Source organism: Streptomyces sp. Da 82-17 (genome assembly GCF_046098215.1).
Classification (GTDB): domain Bacteria; phylum Actinomycetota; class Actinomycetes; order Streptomycetales; family Streptomycetaceae; genus Streptomyces.
Genome location: NZ_JBJURH010000022.1, coordinates 110,149 through 135,737 on the forward strand (window position 1 = coordinate 110,149; position 25,589 = coordinate 135,737).

The window sequence follows — 25,589 nt, forward strand, 5'->3', positions numbered from 1 at the left end:
GTACCGTCCGTGTGGTTCACAGGCCCGCCGATCGTGCTTCGCCCAGCTCGGTGAGTCGGTCTCGTAGCCGTTCCGCCTCGCGTGGGTCGAGGCCCGGGATGGTCGCGTCGGTGGCGGCGGCCGCGGTGTGCAGTTGCAGGCTCGCGAGTCCGAACTTCCGCTGCAGCGGCCCCGATTCGACCTCGACGAGCTGCATCCGCCCGTACGGGACCACCGTCTCCTCGCGCCACAGCACCCCGCGCTGGATGAGCAGGTCGTCGGCGCGCTCCGCGTACCGCCAGGACCGCCAGTTGCGGCCGAGCAGCGGCCAGCCCCACAGCAGCAGGCCCACGGGCAGGGCCGCGAAGGCCGACCAGGCCGGGCCGACGAGCAGTCCGAGGAGCAGTCCGGCGGCCACGGCCAGCGGCACCATCGACAGGACGAGCAGCAGTCGCCGCAGCGTGAGCACGGCCGGGGGCAGCCCCTGCCAGACCGGCTCCGCGCCTGCCACGTCGACCGGGCCGTCCCTGCCGTCCGTGGCCCGGTCGGCCGCGGATCCGCCCTCCTGCGCTCCGTCCCCGGGTGTCCCTGAAACCACTGGCGTCGTCCCTCTCATCCTTGTCCCCGTTCCCGGTCGCACCGGTCCCCGTATCGATGGGGGTCCCGCTCGTACGACAGACTGTGCGTATGAGTCCCAAGACGGAGACCGTGGTCGGTGTCGGCGGAGCCGCGGAGAGCACCGACATGGTGCTCAACATCGGCCCCCAGCACCCCTCCACCCACGGCGTGCTGCGCCTGCGCCTGGTGCTCGACGGCGAGCGCATCCAGCACGCGGAGCCGGTCATCGGCTATATGCACCGCGGCGCCGAGAAGCTCTTCGAGGCGCGGGACTACCGGCAGATCGTGATGCTGGCCAACCGCCACGACTGGCTCTCCGCCTTCTCCAACGAGCTGGGCGTGGTCCTCGCCGTCGAGCGGATGCTCGGCATGGAGGTGCCCGAACGCGCGGTGTGGACGCGCACGCTGCTCGCGGAGCTGAACCGCGTCCTCAACCATCTGATGTTCCTTGGTTCGTACCCGCTCGAACTGGGGGGAATCACCCCCGTCTTCCATGCCTTCCGGGAGCGGGAGGAGCTCCAGAACGTCATGGAGGAGGTCTCCGGCGGCCGGATGCACTACATGTTCAACCGCGTCGGCGGCCTCAAGGAGGACCTTCCGCTCGGTTGGACGTCGCGTGCCCGCCAGGGGGTTGCCTCGGTCCGCTCGCGGATGGACGTGTACGACCGCCTCGTGCTCGGCAACGAGATCTTCCGCGGCCGCACCCGGGGCGTCGGCGTCCTCACGCCCGAGGCGGTGCACGCGTACGGGGTGAGCGGACCGATCGCCCGCGCCTCCGGCGTCGACTTCGACCTGCGCCGGGACGAGCCGTACCTCGCGTACGGGGAGCTGCAGCGGGAGCTGAAGGTGGTGACGCGGCAGGAGGGCGACTGCCTGGCCCGCTTCGAGGTCCTCCTGGAGCAGACGCACAACGCCCTCGACCTCGCCGACGCCTGCCTCGACCGGCTCGCGGAGCTGCCGCCCGGCCCGATCAACCAGCGTCTGCCGAAGGTCCTGAAGGCGCCCGAGGGGCACACGTACGCGTGGACCGAGAACCCGCTCGGCATCAACGGCTACTACCTGGTGTCCAAGGGCGAGAAGACCCCGTACCGGCTCAAGCTGCGGTCCGCCTCGTACAACAACATCCAGGCGCTGACCGAGCTGCTGCCGGGGACGCTGGTCGCCGACATGGTGGCGATTCTCGGGTCACTGTTCTTCGTCGTCGGCGACATCGACAAGTAGGCCCCGCAGTCCGATGCGCACCGGCTGGAGCAGCCAGCCGAAGTCGCCGAGCCCGCCCGGCGCGGTGAGCTCGGCGGCCTCGCCCGCGTGCGCGAGGGCCCGGACGTACGCGGCGGGGTCGCTGCTCGCCAGGGACAGCGGGGGCCGGCCGCCGGAGACGCCGAGCGCGGTGAGGGCGGTGCGCTGGTCGGTCAGCTCGGCGCCGGAAGCGAACCCGGAATCGGTGCGGCCGCACGCGTCGAGCGCGACATGGGCGGTCAGGTCGCAGGACCCGTCCGGCACGGGCCGGCACTCGCGGCCCTCCCGGAAACCGGTGAGCGTGCCGAACGGGGGCCGCGCCCCGCGCGTGTGCCGGTAGTCGACGGCCACGGCGAGGCCCCGCTCCAGGCATCCCACGGCTGCCGCCCAGGCCGCGTCGCGCGGTCCGCCGACCTCGGCACGGAGACCGGGCTCAGGCGGCAGCGGCCACCACTTCGCCAGCCACGCGGCGTCGGCGCCGGACGGCTCGGGCCCGAGGCTCTCCGTACCGTCCGCGTCGACCAGGACCAGGCGCGCCGTCCCCTCCGCGTCGACCTCGACGACGTCCACCGGGACGTTGTCCAGCCACTCGTTGGCGAACAGCAACCCGGTCACGCCGCGCGGGACTTGGGCGGTCCACTCGATGCGCGGGTCGTCGGCTCCCTCCGGCCGGGGCGCGCGCTCCACCGCGTACGCCCGTACGCGCGCCGCGACCCGCGCGGGCAGCGCGCGCAGCACTCCGGCGGTGAGCTCGCCCCGGCCCGCGCCCACGTCGACGAACGCGAGCTCCGCCGGGCCGCCGAGCGCCGCGTCGACCCGGCACAGCAGCCGGGCCACGGCCTGGGCGAAGAGCGGCGAGGCGTGCACCGACGTACGGAAGTGCCCGGCCGGGCCCTCCGGCCGCAGATAGAACCCGCCCGGCCCGTACAGCGCCTCCTCGGCCGCGGCCCGCCAGCCCCGAGGCCACGCACCCGCAGCGTCCGCCGCTCCCGTACCGCCCGCCGCGCCCGCCCTGTCCGCCGCTCCCGTACCGCCCGCCACACCGCACCTCGTCCTGCTTGCCCGCCACTGCCGCTCAGGACGGAAAGGCTATGCGCCCTCCACCTTGGGGAGTACGAGGTGTCGTACGGGATCGAACCTGCGGTTGACCCCTGCACGAGCGCCCCGTACTTACGCTGGGTTATGTGCAGCGCCTCTATGAGTTCCTCCGCAGACACCCCACGGGCGTCGACAGCTTCTGGGCTGTCGTCCTCCTGATGGTGTCGGTCGTGGGGCTGGCCTCCGGGCCGCAGGGCGAGGGGCACGAGCCAGGCGTCGCGACCGTCGTGGTCTGCCTGCTCCTGAGCCTCGCCGTGGCGCTGCGCCGCAAGTGGCCGGAGAAGATGCTGCTGCTCACGGCCGGGGTCGGCGTCCTGCAGCTGCTCACCGACGTGAGCGTGCTGCCCGCCGACTTCGCGATGCTGGTGCTGATCTACACGGTGGCAGCCGAGGGGGCGTCCTGGGCGCGGCGGTTCGCGCTGGTCGGCGGCCTGTGCGCGGCGCCGATCTCGCAGATCGCCTGGCCCAACGAGTACAGCGGCGTCTGGGGCAACGTCCTGATCGCCGGGTTCACGATGGTGCCGTTCGCGCTCGCCTGGACCCTCGGCGACTCCATCCGCACCCGCCGCGCGTACTTCGCCCAGCTCGAGGAGCGCGCGACCCGCCTGGAGCAGGAGCGGGAGGCGCAGGCCAAGGTCGCGGTGGCGGCCGAGCGCGCCCGCATCGCCCGCGAGCTGCACGACGTCGTCGCGCACAACGTCTCGGTGATGGTGGTCCAGGCGGACGGCGCCGCGTACGTCATGGACACTGCGCCCGACCAGGCGAAGAAGGCCCTGGAGACGATCTCGGGCACGGGTCGGCAGGCGCTCGCGGAGATGCGCCGGCTGCTCGGCGTGCTGCGCACCGGGGAGCACGAGGAGAGCGGCGAGTACGTGCCGCAGCCCGACGTCCAGCAGATCGACGAGCTGGTCGAGCAGGTCCGCAGCTCCGGCCTGACCGTCGACTTCCGGATCGAGGGCACCCCCCGCCCGCTGCCCAGCGGCGTCGAGCTGACCGCGTACCGCATCGTGCAGGAGGCGCTCACCAACACCCGCAAGCACGGCGGCGACAACGCCGGGGCCAGCGTCCGGATCGTGTACTTCGACGACGGGCTCGGCCTGCTCGTCGAGGACGACGGCAAGGGCGCGCCGCACGAGCTGTACGAGGACGGGGGCGCCGACGGACGCGGTCACGGACTCATCGGGATGCGGGAGCGCGTCGGCATGGTCGGCGGCACCCTGGACGCGGGGCCGCGGCCCGGCGGCGGGTTCCGGATCAGCGCCCTGCTGCCGCTGAAGCCCGCCCATTGACGTCCCGCTCAGCAGCTCACCCCACCCAAATCTCCAGCTCCAGCTCCTGCCCCTGCTCCTCCCGGAGGTCGAACCGGAAATGCCGATCCGCGTGATGCTCGTCGACGACCAGGTGCTGCTGCGCACCGGGTTCCGCATGGTCCTCGCGGCCCAGCCGGACATGGAGGTCGTCGCGGAGGCCGGCGACGGCGCCGAGGCGCTCGAGGTGCTGCGCGCAACGGCGGTCGACGTGGTCCTCATGGACGTCCGGATGCCGCGGCTCGACGGCGTGGAGGCCACGGCCCGCATCTGCGCGGGGCCGAACCCGCCGAAGGTGCTGATCCTGACGACGTTCGACCTGGACGAGTACGCCTTCTCCGGGCTGAAGGCCGGCGCCTCCGGCTTCATGCTCAAGGACGTGCCGCCCGGCGAGCTGCTCGGCGCGATCCGCGCGGTGCACAGCGGCGACGCGGTCGTCGCGCCCTCGACGACCCGGCGCCTCCTCGACCGCTTCGCGCCGATGCTGCCGCAGACGGGCCGCGAGCCGCAGCACAAGGAACTGGAGCGGCTCACCGACCGCGAGCGCGAGGTCATGATCCTGGTGGCCCAGGGCCTCTCCAACGGCGAGATCGCCGCCCGCCTCGTCCTCTCGGAGGCCACGGTCAAGACCCACGTGGGCCGCATCCTGACCAAGCTGTCCCTGCGCGACCGCGTGCAGGTGGTGGTCCTGGCGTACGAGACGGGGCTGGTGCGGGCGGGCGGCGGCGGGGCCGCCTGATCCCGGGCCCCGCCCCGAGGGCACCTGGCGCAGCGGGCCCTTAGCGCAGCGGGCCCCTAGCGCAGCACCCCCTCGATGAAGTCGCTCCCGAGGCGGGCGACGGCCGAGAGGTCCAGCTGATGCTGCACGTACCGCCCGCGGCGGCGGGCCGTGAGCAGCCCGGCCTTCTTCAGGACCGTGAGATGCCGGGAGATCTCCGGGGCCGTCATGCCGTGCGCGTCGACCAGCTCGCTCGTCGTGCACGCGCCGCGCGCCAGGTGCCGGCAGAGCCGCATCCGCACCGGGTGCGCCAGTGCCTCCATGCGCCGCGTCAGCTCCTCGACGGAGGCCGCCGCCATCGGCCGGGGGCCGCTCACCGGGTACGTGATCGCCGGCTGCCAGCCGTACCGGTGCAGGACCATCAGGTGCGGCCAGCCCAGGCTCGTCGGCACCAGGACCAGGCCGCCGTCGCCCGTCGCCGTCCGGCCCTCGGCCAGCTTGTCCACCGTGATGCGTTCGCCCCGCTCGTCGAGGGACACCGCCGCCGACACCGCGCCGAGCGTCTCCCGCAGGCCCTTGCGGCGGAGCAGCTCCGTCTTGTGCCGCGCGTCCGCCGCCAACTGGTGCTCCACGCGCCGCCAGACATCCGCGAAGAACGCCTCCTCGCACTCCTCCATCAACTGCCGGAACCAGGCCCGGATCCGCGGCGGGTCGTCCAACAGGCGCCGGGTGAACCGGACTTGGGGCGCACCGCGGGTGGCCGCGAGGTCGAGGGCCCGCTTGCGCACCGCCGGGTCGTTCAACGGGTCGGGCGTCACCGAGTCGTACGCCAACTGGCAGGTGAACTCCAGGGCGATGTCGACGAACGTCTCGTCGCTCAACGTGTCGAGCAGGTCCAGCTCGTCGGCGAGCGTGGCCCCCGGCAGGGCTCTGCGCCCGGGCATTCCGGCGAACGGCGCGAACACGTCGGAGAACGTCGTACGCCACAGGAAGTCCGCCTCGCACAGCCGGTCCGCGAGGCACGCGTCCAGCCCCGCCGAGACGGCCGTGACCCAGCCCTGCAGGCCCGGGTGATGGCCCGGCTCGCTCAGCGCGTGCAGCGCCATGCCCAGCTCCGCGAGGGGCGAGGGCACGACGGAGATCCGCTCCGGCGGCAGTCCCGTGATGTCGATGGTCACGCTCATGACCCCATGGTGCACGGCGGGTACGACAACGCCCCGGTCGATTGACGGCTCCCGTCAATCGACGCGACAGGCCGACCGCCGCCCACGCAGGCTGAACGCGTCGACACGGTTCGCCCCACCCGAACTCGTCGACGGGACACGGGCTTTCCGCGGGGCCCTCGCACCCACTTCACCCGAGCCCCATCCCGAGAGGCGACCTGTCATGAGCGTCACCCAGCAGTACCTGCTCGACTCCTACCGCGCCGCCCAGCAGGGCGCACCGCAGCCGCCCGCGCCCGGCCGCGACGACTGGCGCACGGTCCGCGAACTGCGCGACCACCGCCGCTTCGAGGCCGTCGTCCGCGAACGCCCGGCCCGAGGCCGCCTCCGCCTCGCCCTGTCCCGCTTCCTGAGAACGGGCGGTACGGCGCACTGAGCAGGCCTCCGCCACGGCTGTCGCCCACACCCTGTGGACAACGATCCGGTCCGCGCAACCCCTGTGGACGACGGCCGCGGCGGCGGTCGTACATACCGCACAGCCTGTGGACAGCCGGGAGACCCCGGAACCCCCTCGCGTTAGCATGACGAGAAATCGTCCGGTACCCCGAGCGGACTGGAACGGAAGGCTCTCGTCGAGTGAACACACCGCATGCGGAACCCCAGAATCCAGCGGATCGGCCGGCCCGGCTCGCGGTCGGCGTGGTCGGAGCAGGCCGCGTAGGACCCGCCCTCGCGGCCTCGCTGCAGCTCGCCGGGCACCGCCCCGTGGCCGTGTCCGCGGTCTCCGACGCCTCGGTGCGCCGGGCCGCCGCACTGCTGCCCGACGTCCCGGTGATGTCCCCGTCGGAGGTCCTCGCCCACTCCGAGCTGGTGCTGCTCACCGTCCCCGACGACGCCCTGCCCGGCCTCGTCCAGGGCCTCGCCGAGACCGGCGCCGTCCGCCCCGGCCAGCTGATCGTGCACACCTCGGGGCGGTACGGAGTGGGCGTGCTCGAACCCGCGCTCCGCGCCGGCGGCCTGCCGCTCGCCCTGCACCCCGCGATGACGTTCACCGGCACGCCCGTGGACGTGCAGCGGCTCGCCGGGTGCTCGTTCGGTGTGACGGCGCCCGAGGAGCTGCGGCTCGCCGCGGAGGCCCTGGTCATCGAGATGGGCGGCGAGCCCGAGTGGATCGAGGAGTCGGCCCGCCCGCTCTACCACGCGGCGCTCGCACTCGGGGCGAACCACCTGGTCACGCTGGTCGCCGAGGCCATGGAGCTGCTGGGCCGCGCCGGCGTCGCCGCCCCCGACCGGATGCTCGGCCCGCTCCTCGGCGCGGCCCTCGACAACGCCCTGCGGTCCGGGGACGCCGCGCTCACCGGCCCGGTCGCGCGCGGCGACGCGGGCACGGTCGCGGCGCACGTCGCGGAGCTCCGCAAGCACGCCCCCGGCACCGTCGCCGGGTACCTGGCGATGGCCCGCGCCACCGCCGACCGCGCCCTGGCGCACGGCCTGCTCAAGCCGGAACTCGCGGAGGACCTCCTCGACGTACTCGCGAGCGGCACGGACCGGCCCGCCGACCCGGCGAGCGGTACGGACGGGGACGAGCGATGACGGCCCAGGCACAGCCGGGCGCACAGGCGCAGCCGGCCGGCGCACAGACACCCCCCGGCACACCGGCACAGCCCCACGCGCAGGAACAGGCGCAGACGTACGACCGCGCAGCCACGGCGAACGAACAGGACAGCGCGATGACCCGACCCACGCGACTGCTGCACACCGCGGGCGAACTCCGCGCGCTCACCCACGAGGGCCGCCGCGCCGTCGTCATGACCATGGGCGCCCTGCACGAGGGCCACGCCACGCTCGTCCGGCACGCGCGCGAGGTGGCGGGCCCGGACGGCCAGGTCGTCGTCACCGTGTTCGTGAACCCGCTCCAGTTCGGCGCGGGCGAGGACCTCGACCGCTACCCGCGCACGCTCGACGCCGACCTCAAGGTGGCCGAACAGGCAGGCGCGGACGTGGTGTTCGCGCCCGCCGTGGACGAGGTGTACCCGGGCGGCGAGCCGCAGGTGCGGATCAGCGCGGGCCCGATGGGGGAGCGCCTCGAAGGCGCCGCGCGCCCCGGCCACTTCGACGGCATGCTCACCGTCGTCGCCAAGCTCCTGCACCTCACGGCGCCCGACATCGCGCTCTACGGGGAGAAGGACGCCCAGCAACTCGCCCTGATCCGGCGGATGGTGCGGGACCTGAACTTCCCGGTCGAGATCGTCGGCGTGCCCACGGTGCGCGAGGCGGACGGCCTCGCCCTGTCCAGCCGCAACCGCTACCTCTCGGCGGACGAGCGCCGCACCGCGCTCGCCCTGTCCACCGCGCTGTTCGCGGGCCGCGAGCGCCTCGCCGCCCAGCAGGCGCTGTCCGCGCGCGCCCAGGCCGCGCCCGCCTCACGCGCGCGTGCCGACGCCCTGACCGCGCTCGGCGAGGCCCGCGCCGCCGCCGACGCGCACGCGGTGTCGCAGGCCGCGCTCGGCCGCCCCGGCGCGGTGCGGACCGCCGCCCGCGCGGTGCTCGACGACGCGGCGCGACTGCGGCCCCCGCTGGTCCTGGACTACCTGGCGCTGGTCGACCCGGCCGACTTCACCGAGGTGCCGGACGGGTTCACCGGAGAGGCCGTGCTCGCCGTCGCCGCGCGCGTGGGCACGACCCGCCTGATCGACAACCTGCCCCTGACGTTCGCCCCCGAGGACCCCGACCAGGACCCCGACCAGGGCACCGACCAGGACACCGACGAGGGCACCCCCGGAGCCGCCGTATGACCGCCGTCCCCGCAACCACCGGCATACGGCTGCACGCCCCGGCCCCCGGCTGGGCCCGCGCGGCCGACGTGATCGTGGTCGGCTCCGGCGTGGCCGGGCTGACCACGGCGCTGCGCTGCGCGGCGAGCGGTCTGCGGACCGTCGTCGTCACCAAGGCCCGCCTGGACGCGGGCTCCACGCGCTGGGCGCAGGGCGGCATCGCGGCGGCCCTCGGCGAGGGCGACAGCCCCGAACAGCACCTGGACGACACCCTGGTGGCGGGCGCGGGGCTGTGCGACGAGGAGGCGGTGCGCACCCTCGTGACCGAAGGCCCGGACGCCGTACGGCGGTTGATCGAGACCGGCGCCGACTTCGACAAGGCCGAGGGCGGCGGGATCGCCCTCACGCGCGAGGGCGGCCACCACCGCCGCCGCATCGCGCACGCGGGCGGGGACGCCACCGGCGCGGAGATCTCCCGGGCCTTGGTCGAGGCGGTCCGCGCGCGGGGCATCGAGACCATCGAGAACGCCCTCGTGCTCGACCTGCTGACGGACTCCGAGGGCCACGCCGCCGGCGTCACCCTGCACGTGATGGGAGAGGGCCAGCACGACGGCGTGGGCGCGGTGCACGCGCGCGCGGTGGTGCTCGCCACCGGCGGCATGGGCCAGGTCTTCTCGGCGACGACGAACCCCTCGGTGTCGACGGGGGACGGCGTGGCCCTGGCGCTGCGCGCGGGCGCCGAGGTCAGCGACCTGGAGTTCGTCCAGTTCCACCCGACGGTGCTGTTCCTCGGCCCGGACGCGGAGGGCCAGCAGCCCCTGGTCTCCGAGGCGGTGCGGGGCGAGGGCGCGCATCTCGTGGACGCGGACGGCGTGCGGTTCATGGTCGGGCAGCACGAGCTGGCCGAGCTGGCGCCGCGGGACATCGTGGCCAAGGGCATCACACGCCGCATGCAGCAACTGGGCGCCGACCACATGTACTTGGACGCCAGACACTTCGGCGCCGAGATGTGGGAGCACCGCTTCCCGACGATCCTCGCGGCCTGCCGCGCCCACGGCATCGACCCGGTCACGGAGCCCATCCCGGTCGCCCCGGCCGCGCACTACGCCTCCGGCGGCGTACGCACCGACCGGCACGGCCGGACGACGGTCCCCGGCCTGTACGCCTGCGGCGAGGTCGCCTGCACGGGCGTGCACGGCGCGAACCGGCTGGCCTCCAACTCCCTTCTGGAGGGCCTGGTCTACGCCGAGCGCATCGCCGACGACATCGTCCGCGACACCCCGGCGAGCCGCGTCCCGGCCCCCGTCGAGCAGGCCGGTCCGCCCGCCCACCCGCTGCTGCCGACCGAGGCCCGCCTCGCGATCCAGCGGATCATGACCGAGGGCGCCGGAGTGCTCCGTTCCGCCGCGTCCCTGAAGGCGGCGGCCGAACAGCTCGACGCGATCCACGCCGCCGCCCGGGACGCCCTCGCCGAGCACGGCAAGACCGCCGAGCCCGGCACCGACACCTGGGAGGCGACCAACCTCCTGTGCGTCGCGCGCGTGCTCGTCGCCGCCGCGCTCCGCCGCGAGGAGACCCGCGGCTGCCACTGGCGCGAGGACCACCCCGACCGCGACGACGCGCACTGGCGCCGCCACCTCGTCGTACGCCTCCGGCCCGACCGCACCCTCGCGGTGCAGCCCACCGAGACCGCCGACTTCCCGCCGGCCAGGCCGCACCCGACCCGCCCGCAGACCACCCCTCTCCAGGAGCAGTGACCGAAGTGAGCACCCCCGGCACCCCCGACCTCCCCCTCGCCGAGACCGGCGGCTGCGGCGACGGCTGCGGCTGTGCGGCGGACGCCGACGAGACCGTCATGGAGTGCGGTCTCGACCCCGCGCTCGCCGCCCTCATCGTCCAGGACGGCCTCGACCCGGTCCTCGTCGAGGACATCGCGCACATGGCCCTCGCCGAGGACCTCGACGGCGGCGTGGACGTCACCTCGGTCGCCACCATCCCCGAAGAGGCCGTCGCCACCGGCGACTTCACCGCGCGTGAGGACGGCGTCGTGGCCGGCCTGCGGATCGCCGAGGCGGTCCTGTCGGTGGTCTGCACGGAGGCCTTCGAGGTCGAGCGGCACGTCGAGGACGGCGACCGCGTCCTGGCCGGCCAGAAGCTCCTCAGCGTCACCACCCGCACCCGCGACCTGCTCACCGGCGAGCGCAGCGCCCTGAACATCCTGTGCCGCCTCTCCGGCATCGCCACCGCCACGCGCGCGTGGGCGGACGTCCTGGACGGTACGAAGGCCAAGGTCCGGGACACCCGGAAGACCACCCCCGGCCTGCGCGCCCTGGAGAAGTTCGCGGTGCGCTGCGGCGGCGGCGTCAACCACCGCATGTCCCTGTCGGACGCCGCCCTGGTCAAGGACAACCACGTGGTCGCGGCCGGCGGCGTCGCCGAGGCCTTCCGCGCGGTGCGCGAGCGCTTCCCGGAGCTGCCGATCGAGGTCGAGGTCGACACCCTGCACCAGCTGCGCGAGGTCCTGGACGCGGGCGCCGACCTCATCCTCCTGGACAACTTCACGCCGTCCGAGACCGAGGAGGCCGTCTCCCTGGTCGACGGCCGCGCCCTCCTGGAGTCCTCCGGCCGCCTCGCCCTGGACAACGCCCGCGCGTACGCGGAGACGGGCGTCGACTACCTCGCGGTGGGCGCCCTCACCCACTCGTCCCGCATCCTCGACATCGGCCTCGACCTGCGCGAGGCCGACGGCGAAGCGGCCGGGGCGGAGGCCCTCTGATGCTGCTCACCATCGACGTGGGCAACACCCACACCGTCCTCGGCCTCTTCGACGGCGACGAGATCGTCGAGCACTGGCGCATCTCCACCGACGCCCGCCGCACCGCCGACGAGCTGGCCGTGCTGCTCAACGGCCTGATGGGCATGCACCCGCTGCTCGGCGAGGAGCTCGGCGACGGCATCGACGGCATCGCGATCTGCGCCACCGTCCCGTCCGTCCTGCACGAACTGCGCGAGGTCACCCGCCGCTACTACGGCGACGTCCCGGCCGTCCTCGTCGAGCCCGGCATCAAGACCGGCGTGCCGATCCTGATGGACAACCCGAAGGAGGTCGGCGCGGACCGCATCATCAACGCGGTCGCCGCCGTCGAGCTCTACGGCGGCCCCGCCATCGTCGTCGACTTCGGCACGGCCACGACCTTCGACGCGGTCTCGGCCCGCGGGGAGTACGTCGGCGGCGTGATCGCCCCCGGCATCGAGATCTCCGTCGACGCCCTCGGCGTGCGCGGCGCCCAGCTCCGCAAGATCGAGCTGGCCCGCCCGCGCAGCGTGATCGGCAAGAACACCGTCGAGGCCATGCAGTCCGGCATCCTCTACGGCTTCGCCGGCCAGGTCGACGGCGTCGTGAACCGCATGGCCCGCGAGCTCGCCGACGACCCCGAGGACGTCACCGTGATCGCCACCGGCGGCCTCGCCCCGATGGTCCTCGGCGAGTCCACGGTGATCGACGAGCACGAGCCCTGGCTGACCCTGATCGGCCTCCGCCTGGTCCACGAGCGCAACGTCTCCCGCAGCTGAGCCGCTCGGGAGCAGCAGCCGTCGTACGGGCGCGCGCGGCACCCGCGCGCGCCCGGCGCGCCACCCCCGTAGTGTTTAGGCGTTTTTGTCCGATTAGCGCGTATCGTCGGCCCATGCCCACGCCATACGGATCCCGCGGCGGCATGGCGTTCAGCGCAGACGAGCTGCGTGTGCTCCGACGCGCCCTCGCCGTCGCCCTCCATCCCAGCAAGGCCGCCTCCGTCGCCGACGTCCAGGACTGCCTGGATCTCTCCGACGGCATCAACGAGGCCCTCGACGAGTCCGCCCGCCTGCGCGCGTTCCTCGTCGCCGACCTCGGCCGCTACCGCGCCGCGCTCCCCGGCACCGCCGCCGGCTACCTCCAGCTCCTCGCCGACGCCCTCGCCGCCGGCCACCGCCCGGAGGTGGACGACCTCGCCGCCCTGCGGGCGCTGCGCGGCAACCCGGTCGCGGCCGCCCTCCTGGACCGCTGTCGCACCCTCGCCGAGCACGACGTACGCACCGAGCCCGCCGTCCGCGTACCGGCCTCGCGCACCCGGCTCCTCGCCCTGCCCGGCGGTCGCGCCGAGGACGGCAAGCCGGCCGGGGACCCGAAGAAGCCCGCCCCGCAGCGCCCGGCGCCGGGCCGCCCCGTGCCCACGCCCGCCGAGGTCTTCCCGCCGAAGCGGCGCCCGGCGGCACCGGGCGAGCGGGACGAACCGCCCGCCCCGCCGCAGAAGCTCGCCGCCGGATAGCTACTCTGGGGGGCATGGACTACGTCTCCGCGCTCCTGCCCCCCGTAGTGATGGCGGTCTTCTTCAGCGCCCTCATCGTGACCATCGTCAAGAGCCAGGGCGGCGCCAACAAGGCCAAGGAGGACGCGGCCGTGGACGCCGCGGTCGCCCGGGCCGAGAGCGTCCGCCAGCCTCAGCAGGGCGCCCCGAAGACCGGCGACGCCTGACCTTCCCCGCAGCAGCACCCCGCGCGTACGGCTCAGTTATTTTCGAGCCGTACGCCCTTTTTGCTCCCGAAATCGGGACAACTCCCACTATTCTTCTGGTGTGCCTCGCCCCTTGGGAGAACTCGAAGACGCCGTCATGACGCGGGTTTGGAAGTGGAACCGCCCGGTCACGGTTCGGGAAGTCCTGGAAGATCTCCAGCAGGAACGGTCCATCGCGTACACGACGGTCATGACCGTATTGGACAATCTCCATCAGAAGGGCTGGGTACGGCGAGAGGCGGAAGGCCGTGCCTATCGATATGAGGCGGTCTCCACGCGTGCCGCGTACGCCGCCGCGCTCATGAACGACGCATGGTCGCAGAGCGACAACCCTGCGGCCGCTCTCGTCGCCTTCTTCGGCATGATGTCGCCGGAACAACGCGAAGCCCTCAACGACGCCGTTCGCATGGTGCAGGGCCCGGAGAACCCCGGCGCGGCAGAGGGCGGATCGGGGCGATAGCGTCCGGACATGCCAGCAGAGATCCCCGCGTATCCCGATGCACCCGCAAAAGCCGTCACCATCCGCAGGGCGCGCACCAGTGATGTCCCCGCGGTGCGTGACCTCATCGATGCGTACGCGGACGACGGCATCCTCCTCGACAAAGCCACGGTGACGCTTTACGAGGACATCCAGGAGTTCTGGGTCGCGGAACGCGACGACAACGCACAGGTGGTGGGCTGCGGGGCCCTGCACGTGATGTGGGAAGACCTCGCCGAAGTGCGCACACTCGCGGTGAACTCCGATGTCAAGGGTTCCGGAGTGGGCCATCAACTCCTCGGCAAGTTGCTGCAGACCGCGCGCTGGCTGGGCGTGCGCAAGGTTTTCTGTCTCACCTTCGAAGTGGACTTCTTCGTCAAGCACGGCTTCGTGGAGATCGGTGAGACACCGGTCGACACAGATGTGTACAGCGAGCTGCTCCGCTCCTATGACGAAGGCGTCGCGGAGTTCCTCGGTCTCGAACGAGTGAAACCGAACACCTTGGGGAACAGTCGGATGCTTCTGCACCTCTGACCGCGCGCATCGCTTAATACCGAGAGTGCGGATGACCGCCGGTAGCGGCGGTGCTATGTCCGAAACGCGCATGTTTCAAGGGCTCTTGAGGTCTGGGCCTCAACCGGGGGTTTGTGTTTTTCCGGCAAAAGCGGTTTGCTTTCGACGTACTCCATATAACCGGGGCCCGGGAAACAGCAGCGGACGCGCCGCTCGATCGGGACCTGAAGTTATCGATGAAAGGAAATCCGGTGGCACAGAAGGTTCAGGTCCTTCTTGTCGACGACCTCGACGGCGGCGAGGCGGACGAGACCGTGACGTTTGCTCTGGACGGCAAGCAGTACGAGATTGACCTCACCACCGCCAACGCGGACAAGCTCCGGGGACTCCTCGAGCCCTACGTCAAGGGTGGTCGTCGCACCGGAGGCCGTTCCGCCGGTGGGCGCGGCAAGGCGCGCGCCGCTTCCGGCGGCGGCGAGAACACGGCGCAGATCCGCGCCTGGGCCAAGGAGAACGGCTACGAGGTCAACGACCGCGGCCGTGTCCCCGCCTCCATCCGCGAGGCCTACGAGAAGGCCAACGGCTGAGCGCTCGCGCGCAGCAACCGGAGTCGGTGGCACTGCGTCGCCGCCGCTTCCACGAGTCGTACGAGATCGGGAGCGCCCTCCTGCCTCCCGAGACCGGTGAGAGCCGACAGCGTCGGCAGCGTCGGCTCCACCTCGCGCCCCGGACCTGGGGGTCGCAGCCACACGGCGGCTTCCCGGGGGCCGGGCCGGCCCGGCGGCAGCGGGGCGGGAATCAGACCGCCCGCGCCGACGGCCCGCAGATCGCGGGCCAGTACCCCCCACTCGAGCCATTCGAGCAGCGCCGGCAGCTCCTCCGCGCTGCCCGCGGCGACCAGGAACCGGACCGTGTTCCCGGCGAGCGCCACCGGGCCCGCCGCGGCCGTCGCGCCGAGCCGTCGCAGCACGGCGAAGCCCGCGTCGGCCGGGACCTCGAGGGCGTCGAAGCGCAGCCCCGTCACCAGCTGAGCCGGCGGCCCGGCGGCCGTCGCCCAGCCGAGCTCGTTCTCGTACCACTGCTGCACCGGGTCGCCGGGGGCGGCCGGTCGGCGGGGGAGCGGAATCGTGGGCGGCATGCCTGGAGCAACTCCCCGAAGCGCTCCGGGTTACGCAGCGTGCAGACCTGACTGCGTGCCGTGTCCGCGACGGGGGCGCTCGCAGGACTCAAGGGGCGCAAGGGTGTTCGCCCGTAGCGGAGGGAACCGGTGCGTGCCGCATGGAGTGTCAGTCCGTACGGGTAAGACATTCCTAGTGGGGAGGGGCGACACGCAGGCTCGGACGTCTCACGTTCGCCATCGGCGTACTGGCGATGGGGGTAACTGCCTGGCCTGCGGGAACATCGTCTCGCACCATCGAGTTGGAGCAGATGTCGGCGTTCGTGGCAGGAGATCCCCCGGGAAGCAGGGCCGGGTGTCGGCAGTTGGAATGAGCGGTCCCCGCTTGCGGGACTAAGCTGCGGAAGGACAGGGAGGGGACCGACCCCTTTACTGCCTGACCGCTCTGAGGAGCGATTAACGATGTTCGAGAGGTTCACCGACCGCGCGCGGCGGGTTGTCGTCCTGGCTCAGGAAGAAGCCCGGATGCTCAACCACAATTACATCGGCACCGAGCACATCCTCCTGGGCCTGATCCACGAGGGTGAGGGTGTCGCCGCTAAGGCCCTGGAGAGCCTCGGGATTTCGCTCGAGGCGGTCCGCCAGCAGGTGGAGGAGATCATCGGCCAGGGCCAGCAGGCCCCGTCCGGGCACATCCCCTTCACCCCCCGTGCCAAGAAGGTCCTGGAGCTGTCGCTCCGCGAGGCCCTTCAGCTGGGCCACAACTACATCGGCACGGAGCACATCCTGCTCGGCCTGATCCGCGAGGGCGAGGGCGTCGCCGCCCAGGTCCTGGTCAAGCTGGGCGCCGACCTCAACCGGGTGCGGCAGCAGGTCATCCAGCTGCTCTCCGGTTACCAGGGCAAGGAGACCGCCACCGCCGGCGGTCCTGCCGAGGGCACGCCCTCCACGTCCCTGGTCCTCGACCAGTTCGGCCGGAACCTCACCCAGGCCGCTCGTGAGTCCAAGCTCGACCCGGTCATCGGGCGCGAGAAGGAGATCGAGCGGGTCATGCAGGTGCTGTCCCGTCGTACGAAGAACAACCCGGTCCTGATCGGTGAGCCCGGCGTCGGCAAGACCGCCGTCGTCGAGGGCCTCGCCCAGGCCATCGTCAAGGGCGAGGTGCCCGAGACGCTCAAGGACAAGCACCTCTACACCCTGGACCTCGGCGCGCTGGTCGCCGGCTCGCGGTACCGCGGTGACTTCGAGGAGCGCCTGAAGAAGGTCCTCAAGGAGATCCGCACCCGTGGCGACATCATCCTGTTCATCGACGAGCTGCACACGCTCGTGGGTGCGGGTGCCGCCGAGGGCGCCATCGACGCCGCGTCGATCCTGAAGCCGATGCTGGCCCGCGGTGAGCTCCAGACCATCGGCGCCACCACGCTCGACGAGTACCGCAAGTACCTGGAGAAGGACGCCGCGCTCGAGCGCCGCTTCCAGCCCATCCAGGTCGCGGAGCCGTCGCTGCCGCACACCATCGAGATCCTCAAGGGCCTCCGCGACCGGTACGAGGCGCACCACCGCGTCTCGATCACCGACGAGGCCCTCGTCCAGGCCGCGACCCTGGCCGACCGGTACATCTCGGACCGCTTCCTGCCGGACAAGGCGATCGACCTGATCGACGAGGCCGGTTCCCGGATGCGCATCCGCCGGATGACCGCGCCGCCGGACCTCCGCGAGTTCGACGAGAAGATCGCCGGTGTCCGCCGGGACAAGGAGTCCGCGATCGACTCGCAGGACTTCGAGAAGGCCGCGTCCCTGCGGGACAAGGAGAAGCAGCTCCTTTCCGCGAAGGCCAAGCGGGAGAAGGAGTGGAAGGCCGGCGACATGGACGTCGTCGCCGAGGTCGACGGCGAGCTGATCGCCGAGGTCCTCGCGACCGCCACCGGCATCCCGGTCTTCAAGCTGACCGAGGAGGAGTCCTCGCGCCTGCTCCGCATGGAGGACGAGCTGCACAAGCGCGTCATCGGCCAGGACGACGCCGTCAAGGCGCTGTCGAAGGCCATCCGGCGTACGCGTGCGGGCCTCAAGGACCCGAAGCGTCCCGGCGGTTCGTTCATCTTCGCCGGCCCGTCCGGTGTCGGTAAGACCGAGCTGTCCAAGGCGCTCGCCGAGTTCCTCTTCGGCGACGAGGACGCGATGATCTCCCTCGACATGTCGGAGTTCAGCGAGAAGCACACGGTCTCGCGCCTCTTCGGCTCCCCGCCCGGATACGTCGGGTACGAAGAGGGCGGTCAGCTCACCGAGAAGGTGCGCCGCAAGCCGTTCTCCGTGGTCCTGTTCGACGAGGTCGAGAAGGCCCACCCGGACATCTTCAACTCGCTGCTGCAGATCCTGGAGGACGGTCGCCTGACCGACTCCCAGGGCCGGGTCGTGGACTTCAAGAACACGGTCATCATCATGACGACCAACCTCGGCACCCGGGACATCTCCAAGGGCTTCAACCTGGGCTTCGCGGCCCAGGGCGACACGAAGACCAACTACGAGCGGATGAAGAACAAGGTCTCGGACGAGCTGAAGCAGCACTTCCGCCCCGAGTTCCTCAACCGTGTCGACGACGTCGTGGTCTTCCCGCAGCTCAGCCAGGAAGACATCCTGCGGATCGTCGACCTGATGATCGACAAGGTGGACGAGCGCCTGAAGGACCGGGACATGGGCATCGAGCTCTCCCAGTCCGCCAAGGAGCTCCTCGCCAAGAAGGGGTACGACCCGGTCCTGGGCGCGCGGCCGCTGCGTCGCACGATCCAGCGCGAGGTCGAGGACAGCCTGTCGGAGAAGATCCTCTTCGGCGAGCTGCGCCCCGGTCACATCGTGGTCGTCGACACGGAGGGCGAGGGCGAGCAGCAGACCTTCACCTTCCGCGGCGAGGAGAAGTCGACGCTGCCGGACGTGCCTCCGGTGGACGCGGCCGCGGGTGGGTCCGGTCCGGACCTCACCAAGGGCTGAGTCGTCAGCAGCACACCTTCAGGGGCCGGCCCCGAACCGAGACATCGGTTCGGGGCCGGCCCCTTTTCGGGTCTGTGCCGCATGGGGGGGGGCGGGCGGTACGGCAACGGCAGCCGTTCCTCGGGCTCTTCGGTGGGCGGCGGGGCGTCGGGGCGGCGGTCTGGGGCCTGGGTGCTGGGCGCCCGTCGGGCTGTTCGCAGCGGCTGGGGTGGCTGGCCCCGTCGGGCCTCTGGGGGTGCTCCGTCGGCGGTGCGCGGCGTCGTTCGGGGCGCGGCCCCGTTCCGTCAGGCTTGGAAGCCTGCCCTCGTCGGCTGGCCCCTGGCGGTCCGGGCGCGCCGGAGCCAGCGGCGGGGGTCCCGGCGGCCCGGGAGCTGGCCCCTGTCGGCCCGGGAGGGCGGTGGGCCGTGCGCGGCGCCGGGGGGACGGCCGGTCAATGGGCTGGGGGCCAGGGGGCTGAGCCTCGTTGCCCGGCCCCAGCGGCCTGGGAAGCCCGGCGGCGGCCGTGCGCGGCGCTCGGGGAGCGGCTGGTCAGGGGCCAGGGGGGAGCCTCGTCGGCGGGTCCCAGTGGCCAGGCAGCCCGGCGGTGTGCGCGGCGCTTGGGAGCGGCCAGGTGCTGAGCCCTGTCGGCTGTTCGCGGCTGCCTGGGTGCGCCTCAGCCGGGCCTTGCGCGGCGTCCGGGGAGCGGCCGGTTCCGGCGGCCTGGGAACCCGGCGGCGTGCGTGGCGCCTGGGAAGCGCCGGGTCAGTGGCCGGGCAGCGGCCAAGGGCTGAGCCCCGTCGGCTGTTCATGCGGCCGGGGGCACACCAGTCGGCTTGTGCGCGGCGACCGGGAAGCGGCCGGGAAGCGGCCGGGAGGCGGCCGGGGCCGGGCGAGGCCTGGAAGCCGGCCCCCGTCGGCCAGTCCCGTCGGCCGGCCCCCGTCGGCCAGTCCCGTCGGCCAGTGCCGTCAGCCAGCCCCGTCAGCCAGCCCCGGCGGATGGTCCCCAGTCGCCCCGGCGGGCGACCCTCGCCGGCCGTTCGACGAGGCTTCGAACCCCTCGCTGACCTTGGGGTTCGAGTAGCCCGGGTCACATCCGGGAGGGGTTCGATCTTGGCCTCCGGTGACATGACGCACAGGCCTTTCGAGGGGTACTAGCCGGAATAGTGGAGGTTGGTCCCCGGGGCCGGGGGACCTTCGGGAAGCAACCCTCGGGACCAAAGTCCCGAATCGGGGCACTTCCGGGCAAGCGTGGGCTAGATGCACGGTCATAGCCTCCCGAAGTGGGGCTAAACACCACTTCGTGGATCATTTCCAAAGGTCTCAGGAAGGCCGCCCAAAAGGCGTCAAGAGGGCATCGTTCCCTCGCCTCCGTACGAGCTTTGGTAGTAGATGGGGTGTTTGAGCCCGGCTGGGGGGTCGGGTTACCAAAGTGGGGCAGCCCGGTCGCAGAGGTTCGTTCGGCCGGGTCAGTTCATGTCTTTGCTCCGGACGCAGACGTCCGGACCGCCCCCACTCCCTGGAGGTCATCCGTGATGTCGAAGCGTGCCGAGTCTCAGATAGCCAAGTCGTCGTTCCGTACCCGGGCGGCCGTTGTCGCCGCCGGTGTCGGCGTGGCGGCGACGCTCGGCGCGGGTGTCTCGATGGCGGCCGACAAGGGCAGCGGTCACCTCACCGGTGCCGCCGCCTCCGTCGAGGCGCAGGCCAAGGCTCAGGCCGCGGCCGCCAAGAAGAAGGCGTCGGGCTGGGGCAACCCGGTCAAGAACTACACGCTGACCGCGAGCTACGCCCAGGCCGGCGGCATGTGGTCGGCCAAGCACTCCGGCCAGGACTTCGCCGTCCCGGTCGGCACCAAGGTCTCCGCCGTCCACAACGGCACCGTCGTCAAGGCCGGCCCGAACGGCGCCGGTGACGGTCCCGCGTACGGCAACGCCGTGGTGATCAAGCACGAGAACGGCCGCTACTCGCAGTACGCCCACCTGTCCAAGGTCGGCGTGAAGGTCGGCCAGAAGGTGAAGACCGGCCAGGAGATCGCCCGGTCCGGCAACACCGGCAACTCCAGCGGTCCGCACCTGCACTTCGAGATCCGTACGTCCGCCAACTACGGCACGGCGATCAACCCGGTCAGCTTCATGCGCTCGCTCGGCGTGACGTTCTGACCCGACGGTCCGGCCGGTGTCTCAGCCGGCTTCCGTCCCCCGGCCCTTGTGGGCCTGGGTGACCAGATCGGTGGCGACTTCGAGGATGGCCCTGCGCTTCTCCTCGGGGTCGCCTTCGACGTGTTTCAGGGCGAACATCCCCGCGTGCATCGAGAACAGGGCGCTGAAGCAGCGGACCTGGTCGGTCAGCGGGGCGTCCGGCTCGTGCAGCACGTCGAGGAGGCGCAGCACGCGGGTCTTGAAGTCCTCGCCGGTGCGCAGCTCGCGCATCGTGGCCTGGTTCTCCTGCATGAACCGGAAGAGGCGTTCCGCCCCGGTCAGGGCCTCGCTGTAGCGGCGCAGGATCTCGTGCTTGGTCTCCAGCGTGCGCGGCTGCTCGCCGGCCCATTCGATCAGCTCGTCGATCGGTCTGGTCAGGTCCTCGAAGAGGCTGTCGAGGATGTCTTCCTTGGTCTTGAAGTGGTAGTAGAGCGCCGCTTTGGTGACGTCCAGCCGCTCGGCGATCTCGCGCAGCGAGGTCTTCTCGTACCCACGCTCGGCGAAGAGCTCCAGGGCGACGTCCTGGATGCGCTGCCGCGTGTTGCCCCGGCGGGGGCGGGCGCCTGCGTTGCTGCTCATCGTGGTCTCCTGCGGCTGCGCTCGGCCGTCGTCGTACGTGACATGAACGCGTGACGCGTGCGTACGGAACATGAACTTACTTGACGCCCGGCAAGTTAACGGTCTAGCTTCCCGTATCGTAACCAACTAGCCGGGCGGCAAGTAAGTACGGGGAGTGATCTCGATGGCGATATCCGAGGCCGCGGTGGCGGCCGAGCCGGAGAAGGCGGGCGAACCGCCGAAGCGCAGCGTGCGGGTGGTGCTGCTGGCTCTGATGATCGCGATGCTGCTCGCGATGCTGGACAACATGATCATCGGTACCGCGATGCCGACCATCGTCGGCGAGCTCGGCGGCCTGGAGCATCTGTCCTGGGTGGTCACCGCGTACACGCTCGCCACCGCCGCGTCGACCCCGATCTGGGGCAAGCTCGGCGACATGTACGGGCGGAAGGGCACCTTCCTCACCTCGATCGTGATCTTCCTGATCGGCTCGGCGCTCTCCGGCATGGCCCAGGACATGGGCCAGCTGATCGGCTTCCGCGCGGTCCAGGGTCTCGGCGCCGGCGGTCTGATGGTCGGCGTCATGGCGATCATCGGCGATCTGATCCCGCCCCGCGAGCGCGGCCGCTACCAGGGCATGATGGCCGGCGTGATGGCCCTCGCCATGATCGGCGGCCCGCTGGTCGGCGGCACCATCACCGACCACCTCGGCTGGCGCTGGTCGTTCTACATCAACCTGCCGCTCGGCGCGGTCGCCCTCGCCATGGTCACGATCGTCCTGCACCTGCCGAAGAAGCGCGCGCAGGCCCGGATCGACTACCTCGGCGCGGCCCTGCTGACCGTCGGCATCACCGCGATCGTCCTGGTCACGACCTGGGGCGGTACGGAGTACGCCTGGGGCTCGGCCATGATCGTCGGGCTGTCGGTGCTCGGTGTGGTGGCGCTCGGCGCGTTCCTGTACTCGCAGACGCGGGCGGCCGACCCGATCATGCCGCTGCACATCTTCCGCAGCCGCAACTTCACGCTGATGTCCGTGATCGGCTTCATCACCGGCTTCGTGATGTTCGGCGCGGTCCTCTTCCTGCCGCTCTACCAGCAGTCCGTGCAGGGCGCCTCGGCGACCAACTCCGGGCTGCTGCTGCTGCCGATGCTGCTCGCGATGATGGTGGTCTCGCTGATCGCGGGCCGGGTCACCACCAACAGCGGCAAGTACAAGATCTTCCCGATCGCGGGCGGCGCCCTGATGGTGACCGGCCTGTTCCTGCTCGCGCAGATGGACACCGGCACGTCCCGGCTGACCTCCGGGATCTACATGGCGGTGCTCGGCGCGGGCATGGGCTTCCTGATGCAGATCACGATGCTGGTCGCGCAGAACAGCGTCGAGATGAAGGACATGGGCGTCGCATCCTCCTCGACCACGCTGTTCCGCACGCTCGGCAGCTCCTTCGGCGTCGCCGTCATGGGCGCGCTCTTCAACGACCGCGTCGCCCACGAGATGGCCGAGCGGGTGCCCGGGGGCGGCGGCGCACTGCCCAACGCCCAGCTGGACGCGGCGAGCCTGGCGAAGCTGCCGGACGCGATGCGGGAGGCGTACCAGTTCGCGGTGTCGTCCGGCACGCACGCGGCGTTCCTGCTCGGCTCGGCGATCGCGGTGGCGGCGTTCCTCGCGGCGCTGTTCGTCAAGGAGGTGCCGCTCAAGGGGGCGGGCCCGCAGAAGAAGGCGGAGGCGCAGGCTCCGGAGAAGGCCGAGGCCGCTGCCTGACCTGCCCTTCCCGGCCGCCCGGTGGTAGGGCGAGGCCCCTGGAGCCGTGTGCTCCGGGGGCCTTCGTGCGTACGGGCCCAACTACGGCTCGGCGACGGGGCGTTGTCAGTGGGGCGTGCCAGCATCGGAGGCGTGGAAGCACCCGAACCCGCGCACCGGCCCCCGCCGCGTACGCCCGTGACCGCGCACGTCGCGCATCTGCGGCAGCTTCGCCTGGCCAAGGACGCCATGGACCGGGACTGGGCGGACCCGGACCTGGACCTCGACGCGACGGCGGCCCACGCCGGTTACTCGCGCTCGCACTTCGTCCGCGCCTTCAAGGCGGTGTACGGGGAGACGCCGGGGCAGTACCTCTCGCGCCGCCGCATCGAGCGCGCCGCGGAGATGCTGCGTACGGCGGATCTGGCGGTGACCGAGATCTGCCACCTGGTCGGCTTCAGCAGCCTCGGCACGTTCTCGACCCGCTTCAGAGAGCAGACGGGGCTCAGCCCGAGCGCGTACAGACGGGCGAACGTAGGCCGCGGCGCCGCGCTCATCCCCGGGTGCTACGCGCTGCTCTGGGCCGGCGGGTTCAAGCCGGACCGGGCGGCGCCGGACCCGCCGGAAGGGGCGGACGGGCCCAGCAGATGACCAGGCGGAAGGGGCGGACGGGCGCAGCAAAATTCGAGAAGCCCCCTGACGGACCAGCTGCCTACGGTGACGGGGAAGAGACCGTTCCACCCCTTCGCACCGGGAGCACGACATGATCAAAGGCGTCGGCATCACCACCGTCTGGACCCTCGACCAGGAGCGGACGAAGGCCTTCTTCACCGAGAAGCTCGGCATGGAGGTCCGCACGGACATGGCCATGGGCGACATGCGCTGGATCACCGTGGGCGCCAAGGACCAGCCGGACGTCGAGCTCGCGCTGATGCGGCCCGACGGGCACGGCGTCGACCCCGAGTCGGCGAAGGCGCTGGTCGAGCTGGTCACCAAGGGCGTCATCGGCGCCTGCGCCCTGCGCACGGACGACTGCCGCGGGGACTACGAGACGTTCCGCGCCCGCGGAGTGGAGTTCCTGCAGGAGCCGAAGGAGCGGCCGTACGGCATCGAGGCGATCTTCCGCGACGACAACGGGAACTGGTACTCGCTGACCGAGCGCAACGAGGAGCTGGACCTGTCGAAGGAATGGGGGTGACCGCACCGGTGACCGCCGAGGCACCGGCCCGGAGCCCTCACGCCCCCGGCGCGAGCCCCAGCTTGCCGAGGTCCGGCATCGGGTAGCTGCCCGTGCTCGTCGGGGCGTGCTCCGGGAGCCAGAGGACGGCGACCGCGCCCTCGGCCGGGCCCTCGCCGTTCTCCGGGCCGACGTTGCGGAACGTCAGGCGGGCGCCGAGGACCCGGGCCTGGCCCGCGGCGATGGTCAGGCCGAGGCCGTGCCCGTGGCCCGCACGGTCGGTGGAGCCGGTGCGGAAGCGGCTCGGGCCCTCGGCGAGCAGGTCCTCGGGGAAGCCGGTGCCGTGGTCGCGTACCCGGATGACCCGGCCCTCGACCGAGATCTCGATCGGGGCGCCGCCGTGCTTCGTCGCGTTGGCCAGGAGGTTGCCGACGATGCGCTCCAGGCGGCGCGGGTCGGTCGTCACCTCGGACTCGTGCACCACCCGCACCTCCACGTCCGGGTACATGGCCCGCACCCGGCGCGTGATGAACTCGCCGAGCGTGATGTCCTGCAGCTCGGCCCGCTCGGACGCGCCGTCCAGCCGGGCCACCTCCAGGACGTCCTCGACCAGGGTGCGCAGCGCCTGCGCCCGGTCCTTGACCAGCTCGCTCGGCCGCCCCTCGGGCAGCAGCTCGGCCGCCGTGAGCAGTCCGGTGACCGGGGTGCGCAGCTCGTGCGCGATGTCGGCGGTGACCCGGCGCTCCGCCTCGTACCGCTGCTTCAGGGCGTCGGCCATGGCGTCCACGGCGCGGGCCAGGTCGTCGGTCTCGTCGCGCACGACCCCGCCGATGGCGTCGCGGACGCGGACCTCGGTCTCGCCCTGGGCGACCATGTGCGCCGCGGCGGCGGCCTCGCGCAGGCGGCGGGAGAGCTGGCCGCCGATCAGCACGCCGAGGGCGCAGCCGCCGAAGACGACCGCGATCGAGCCGATGATCAGGGCCTGGTCGAGGTCCTTCATCACGGTGGCGCTGCGGTCGGTGAAGCGGGAGTGCAGGGAGAGGATGTGGCCGCCGCTGACGGGGGTCGCCGCCCAGATGTCCGGGGCGCCGTCCGTCTCCTCGATGTGGGTGGCGCGGCGCCCGGCCTCCGCCTTGGCGCGCAGCTCCGGCGGCAGCTCCGGGTCGTCGATCTTGCTCTGGAAGCGCGGGCTCTTCGACGACTCGTAGAGCCGCTGCGCCATCTGCAGCTGGGTGTCCTGCAGATCGCGGGCGTTGTCCAGCATCGAGACCCGCGCGGCGTTGTGCACGACGAGGCTGAGCGCGACCGCCACCAGGGCTCCGACCAGCGCGATCGCGGCGCTGAGCTTCCAGCGAAGGCCCGTACGCAGCCCCTTGGGCAGTCCGGTCAGCCTCATCC

General features: G+C 72.0%; 25 protein-coding genes. 19 read left to right on the top strand and 6 right to left on the bottom strand.

Translation table 11 applies throughout. The features are described from left to right. Window positions 1-16 precede the first annotated feature (16 nt). Window positions 17-595, bottom strand: coding sequence for a PH domain-containing protein (locus ACIDOF_RS30260; protein ID WP_409009338.1), 579 nt, complete (start codon window positions 593-595; stop codon window positions 17-19). 71 nt (window positions 596-666) lie between these two features. On the opposite strand from ACIDOF_RS30260, the gene ACIDOF_RS30265 reads away from it, so the two are divergent. Further along, window positions 667-1,818: an NADH-quinone oxidoreductase subunit D gene (locus tag ACIDOF_RS30265; RefSeq protein ID WP_409009339.1), complete on the top strand. Its 1,152-nt coding sequence runs from the start codon at window positions 667-669 to the stop codon at window positions 1,816-1,818. On the opposite strand, the gene ACIDOF_RS30270 is transcribed toward ACIDOF_RS30265, so the two are convergent. Continuing rightward, window positions 1,783-2,877, bottom strand: coding sequence for an SAM-dependent methyltransferase (locus tag ACIDOF_RS30270; RefSeq protein WP_409009340.1), 1,095 nt, complete (start codon window positions 2,875-2,877; stop codon window positions 1,783-1,785). The genes ACIDOF_RS30265 and ACIDOF_RS30270 overlap by 36 nt on opposite strands. A gap of 143 nt (window positions 2,878-3,020) precedes the next feature. On the opposite strand from ACIDOF_RS30270, the gene ACIDOF_RS30275 reads away from it, so the two are divergent. Together ACIDOF_RS30275 and ACIDOF_RS30280 are read left to right on the top strand one after the other, a co-directional pair. Next, window positions 3,021-4,223, top strand: a complete 1,203-nt coding sequence (locus ACIDOF_RS30275; protein ID WP_409009341.1) for a sensor histidine kinase — start codon at window positions 3,021-3,023, stop codon at window positions 4,221-4,223. A 79-nt stretch (window positions 4,224-4,302) separates the two neighbouring features. Then, complete coding sequence (locus tag ACIDOF_RS30280) at window positions 4,303-4,980, top strand: response regulator (protein WP_409009342.1); 678 nt, start codon at window positions 4,303-4,305, stop codon at window positions 4,978-4,980. A 56-nt stretch (window positions 4,981-5,036) separates the two neighbouring features. On the opposite strand, the gene ACIDOF_RS30285 is transcribed toward ACIDOF_RS30280, so the two are convergent. Continuing rightward, the gene (locus ACIDOF_RS30285; RefSeq protein WP_409009343.1) at window positions 5,037-6,143 is read right to left on the bottom strand and encodes a DUF5937 family protein; all 1,107 of its coding nucleotides are present in this window, start codon (window positions 6,141-6,143) and stop codon (window positions 5,037-5,039) included. Window positions 6,144-6,345: 202 nt separating this feature from the next. Here ACIDOF_RS30285 and ACIDOF_RS30290 point away from each other — a divergent pair, with 202 nt between their 5' ends. The 11 genes from ACIDOF_RS30290 (at window position 6,346) to ACIDOF_RS30340 (ending at window position 15,026) form a co-directional block, all read left to right on the top strand. Further along, window positions 6,346-6,558 carry a hypothetical protein gene (locus ACIDOF_RS30290; RefSeq protein WP_409009344.1) on the top strand — a complete coding sequence of 71 codons (213 nt, stop codon included), beginning with the start codon at window positions 6,346-6,348 and terminating at the stop codon, window positions 6,556-6,558. A 200-nt stretch (window positions 6,559-6,758) separates the two neighbouring features. Next, complete coding sequence (locus ACIDOF_RS30295; protein WP_409009345.1) at window positions 6,759-7,715, top strand: Rossmann-like and DUF2520 domain-containing protein; 957 nt, start codon at window positions 6,759-6,761, stop codon at window positions 7,713-7,715. Between the two features lie 137 nt (window positions 7,716-7,852). After that, the gene (gene panC / locus ACIDOF_RS30300) at window positions 7,853-8,917 is read left to right on the top strand and encodes a pantoate--beta-alanine ligase (protein ID WP_409009346.1); all 1,065 of its coding nucleotides are present in this window, start codon (window positions 7,853-7,855) and stop codon (window positions 8,915-8,917) included. Next, window positions 8,914-10,653 (top strand): L-aspartate oxidase, encoded by a 1,740-nt coding sequence (locus ACIDOF_RS30305; protein ID WP_409009347.1) that lies wholly within the window; start codon window positions 8,914-8,916, stop codon window positions 10,651-10,653. Before panC ends, ACIDOF_RS30305 begins: the two co-directional genes overlap by 4 nt. Further along, window positions 10,650-11,672: a carboxylating nicotinate-nucleotide diphosphorylase gene (gene nadC, locus ACIDOF_RS30310; protein ID WP_409009348.1), complete on the top strand. Its 1,023-nt coding sequence runs from the start codon at window positions 10,650-10,652 to the stop codon at window positions 11,670-11,672. Before ACIDOF_RS30305 ends, nadC begins: the two co-directional genes overlap by 4 nt. Further along, window positions 11,672-12,469, top strand: a complete 798-nt coding sequence (locus ACIDOF_RS30315; protein ID WP_409009349.1) for a type III pantothenate kinase — start codon at window positions 11,672-11,674, stop codon at window positions 12,467-12,469. Before nadC ends, ACIDOF_RS30315 begins: the two co-directional genes overlap by 1 nt. Before the next feature lie 113 nt (window positions 12,470-12,582). After that, a complete protein-coding gene (locus tag ACIDOF_RS30320) occupies window positions 12,583-13,203 on the top strand; it encodes a hypothetical protein (protein WP_409009350.1) in 621 nt (206 codons plus the stop codon). Between the two features lie 14 nt (window positions 13,204-13,217). After that, the gene (locus tag ACIDOF_RS30325; RefSeq protein WP_409009351.1) at window positions 13,218-13,409 is read left to right on the top strand and encodes a hypothetical protein; all 192 of its coding nucleotides are present in this window, start codon (window positions 13,218-13,220) and stop codon (window positions 13,407-13,409) included. A 100-nt stretch (window positions 13,410-13,509) separates the two neighbouring features. Next, window positions 13,510-13,908, top strand: coding sequence for a BlaI/MecI/CopY family transcriptional regulator (locus ACIDOF_RS30330; RefSeq protein WP_409009352.1), 399 nt, complete (start codon window positions 13,510-13,512; stop codon window positions 13,906-13,908). A 9-nt stretch (window positions 13,909-13,917) separates the two neighbouring features. Next, window positions 13,918-14,460, top strand: coding sequence for an amino-acid N-acetyltransferase (locus tag ACIDOF_RS30335; protein ID WP_409009353.1), 543 nt, complete (start codon window positions 13,918-13,920; stop codon window positions 14,458-14,460). 230 nt (window positions 14,461-14,690) lie between these two features. Continuing rightward, on the top strand, window positions 14,691-15,026 hold the full coding sequence (locus ACIDOF_RS30340) for an Lsr2 family protein (RefSeq protein WP_409009354.1): 336 nt from the start codon (window positions 14,691-14,693) through the stop codon (window positions 15,024-15,026). Here the strand turns inward: ACIDOF_RS30340 and ACIDOF_RS30345 are convergent. Continuing rightward, on the bottom strand, window positions 15,005-15,577 hold the full coding sequence (locus tag ACIDOF_RS30345; RefSeq protein ID WP_409009355.1) for an SCO3374 family protein: 573 nt from the start codon (window positions 15,575-15,577) through the stop codon (window positions 15,005-15,007). The genes ACIDOF_RS30340 and ACIDOF_RS30345 overlap by 22 nt on opposite strands. A gap of 441 nt (window positions 15,578-16,018) precedes the next feature. On the opposite strand from ACIDOF_RS30345, the gene ACIDOF_RS30350 reads away from it, so the two are divergent. Continuing rightward, entirely contained in the window at window positions 16,019-18,541 is a 2,523-nt protein-coding gene (locus ACIDOF_RS30350) for an ATP-dependent Clp protease ATP-binding subunit (RefSeq protein ID WP_409009356.1), read from the top strand. A 1,511-nt stretch (window positions 18,542-20,052) separates the two neighbouring features. Continuing rightward, the gene (locus ACIDOF_RS30355) at window positions 20,053-20,676 is read left to right on the top strand and encodes a M23 family metallopeptidase (RefSeq protein ID WP_409009357.1); all 624 of its coding nucleotides are present in this window, start codon (window positions 20,053-20,055) and stop codon (window positions 20,674-20,676) included. Window positions 20,677-20,697: 21 nt separating this feature from the next. Here ACIDOF_RS30355 and ACIDOF_RS30360 read toward each other — a convergent pair whose 3' ends face one another. Further along, window positions 20,698-21,294, bottom strand: coding sequence for a TetR/AcrR family transcriptional regulator (locus ACIDOF_RS30360; protein WP_409009358.1), 597 nt, complete (start codon window positions 21,292-21,294; stop codon window positions 20,698-20,700). Between the two features lie 163 nt (window positions 21,295-21,457). On the opposite strand from ACIDOF_RS30360, the gene ACIDOF_RS30365 reads away from it, so the two are divergent. From ACIDOF_RS30365 to ACIDOF_RS30375, 3 genes are all read left to right on the top strand, one after another. Next, the gene (locus ACIDOF_RS30365; protein WP_409009359.1) at window positions 21,458-23,035 is read left to right on the top strand and encodes an MDR family MFS transporter; all 1,578 of its coding nucleotides are present in this window, start codon (window positions 21,458-21,460) and stop codon (window positions 23,033-23,035) included. Between the two features lie 132 nt (window positions 23,036-23,167). After that, window positions 23,168-23,665, top strand: a complete 498-nt coding sequence (locus ACIDOF_RS30370; protein WP_409009360.1) for a helix-turn-helix transcriptional regulator — start codon at window positions 23,168-23,170, stop codon at window positions 23,663-23,665. Between the two features lie 112 nt (window positions 23,666-23,777). Further along, window positions 23,778-24,212 (top strand): VOC family protein, encoded by a 435-nt coding sequence (locus tag ACIDOF_RS30375; protein ID WP_409009361.1) that lies wholly within the window; start codon window positions 23,778-23,780, stop codon window positions 24,210-24,212. Between the two features lie 37 nt (window positions 24,213-24,249). Here the strand turns inward: ACIDOF_RS30375 and cseC are convergent, their stop codons facing one another. Then, complete coding sequence (cseC, locus tag ACIDOF_RS30380) at window positions 24,250-25,587, bottom strand: two-component system sensor histidine kinase CseC (RefSeq protein ID WP_409009362.1); 1,338 nt, start codon at window positions 25,585-25,587, stop codon at window positions 24,250-24,252. Window positions 25,588-25,589 lie beyond the last annotated feature (2 nt).

Bases quoted from the DNA above. Each gene is read 5' to 3' on its own strand.
- ACIDOF_RS30265 (WP_409009339.1), top strand. From the start codon at position 667: ATGAGTCCCAAGACGGAGACCGTGGTCGGTGTCGGCGGAGCCGCGGAG.
- ACIDOF_RS30320 (WP_409009350.1), top strand. From the start codon at position 12,583: ATGCCCACGCCATACGGATCCCGCGGCGGCATGGCGTTCAGCGCAGAC.
- ACIDOF_RS30285 (WP_409009343.1), bottom strand. From the start codon at position 6,143: ATGAGCGTGACCATCGACATCACGGGACTGCCGCCGGAGCGGATCTCC.
- ACIDOF_RS30315 (WP_409009349.1), top strand. From the start codon at position 11,672: ATGCTGCTCACCATCGACGTGGGCAACACCCACACCGTCCTCGGCCTC.
- ACIDOF_RS30305 (WP_409009347.1), top strand. From the start codon at position 8,914: ATGACCGCCGTCCCCGCAACCACCGGCATACGGCTGCACGCCCCGGCC.
- ACIDOF_RS30290 (WP_409009344.1), top strand. From the start codon at position 6,346: ATGAGCGTCACCCAGCAGTACCTGCTCGACTCCTACCGCGCCGCCCAG.
- ACIDOF_RS30360 (WP_409009358.1), bottom strand. From the start codon at position 21,294: ATGAGCAGCAACGCAGGCGCCCGCCCCCGCCGGGGCAACACGCGGCAG.
- ACIDOF_RS30365 (WP_409009359.1), top strand. From the start codon at position 21,458: ATGGCGATATCCGAGGCCGCGGTGGCGGCCGAGCCGGAGAAGGCGGGC.
- ACIDOF_RS30350 (WP_409009356.1), top strand. From the start codon at position 16,019: ATGTTCGAGAGGTTCACCGACCGCGCGCGGCGGGTTGTCGTCCTGGCT.
- ACIDOF_RS30335 (WP_409009353.1), top strand. From the start codon at position 13,918: ATGCCAGCAGAGATCCCCGCGTATCCCGATGCACCCGCAAAAGCCGTC.
- ACIDOF_RS30355 (WP_409009357.1), top strand. From the start codon at position 20,053: ATGTCGAAGCGTGCCGAGTCTCAGATAGCCAAGTCGTCGTTCCGTACC.
- panC (WP_409009346.1), top strand. From the start codon at position 7,853: ATGACCCGACCCACGCGACTGCTGCACACCGCGGGCGAACTCCGCGCG.
- ACIDOF_RS30260 (WP_409009338.1), bottom strand. From the start codon at position 595: ATGAGAGGGACGACGCCAGTGGTTTCAGGGACACCCGGGGACGGAGCG.
- ACIDOF_RS30375 (WP_409009361.1), top strand. From the start codon at position 23,778: ATGATCAAAGGCGTCGGCATCACCACCGTCTGGACCCTCGACCAGGAG.
- ACIDOF_RS30325 (WP_409009351.1), top strand. From the start codon at position 13,218: ATGGACTACGTCTCCGCGCTCCTGCCCCCCGTAGTGATGGCGGTCTTC.
- ACIDOF_RS30345 (WP_409009355.1), bottom strand. From the start codon at position 15,577: ATGCCGCCCACGATTCCGCTCCCCCGCCGACCGGCCGCCCCCGGCGAC.
- cseC (WP_409009362.1), bottom strand. From the start codon at position 25,587: ATGAGGCTGACCGGACTGCCCAAGGGGCTGCGTACGGGCCTTCGCTGG.
- ACIDOF_RS30280 (WP_409009342.1), top strand. From the start codon at position 4,303: ATGCCGATCCGCGTGATGCTCGTCGACGACCAGGTGCTGCTGCGCACC.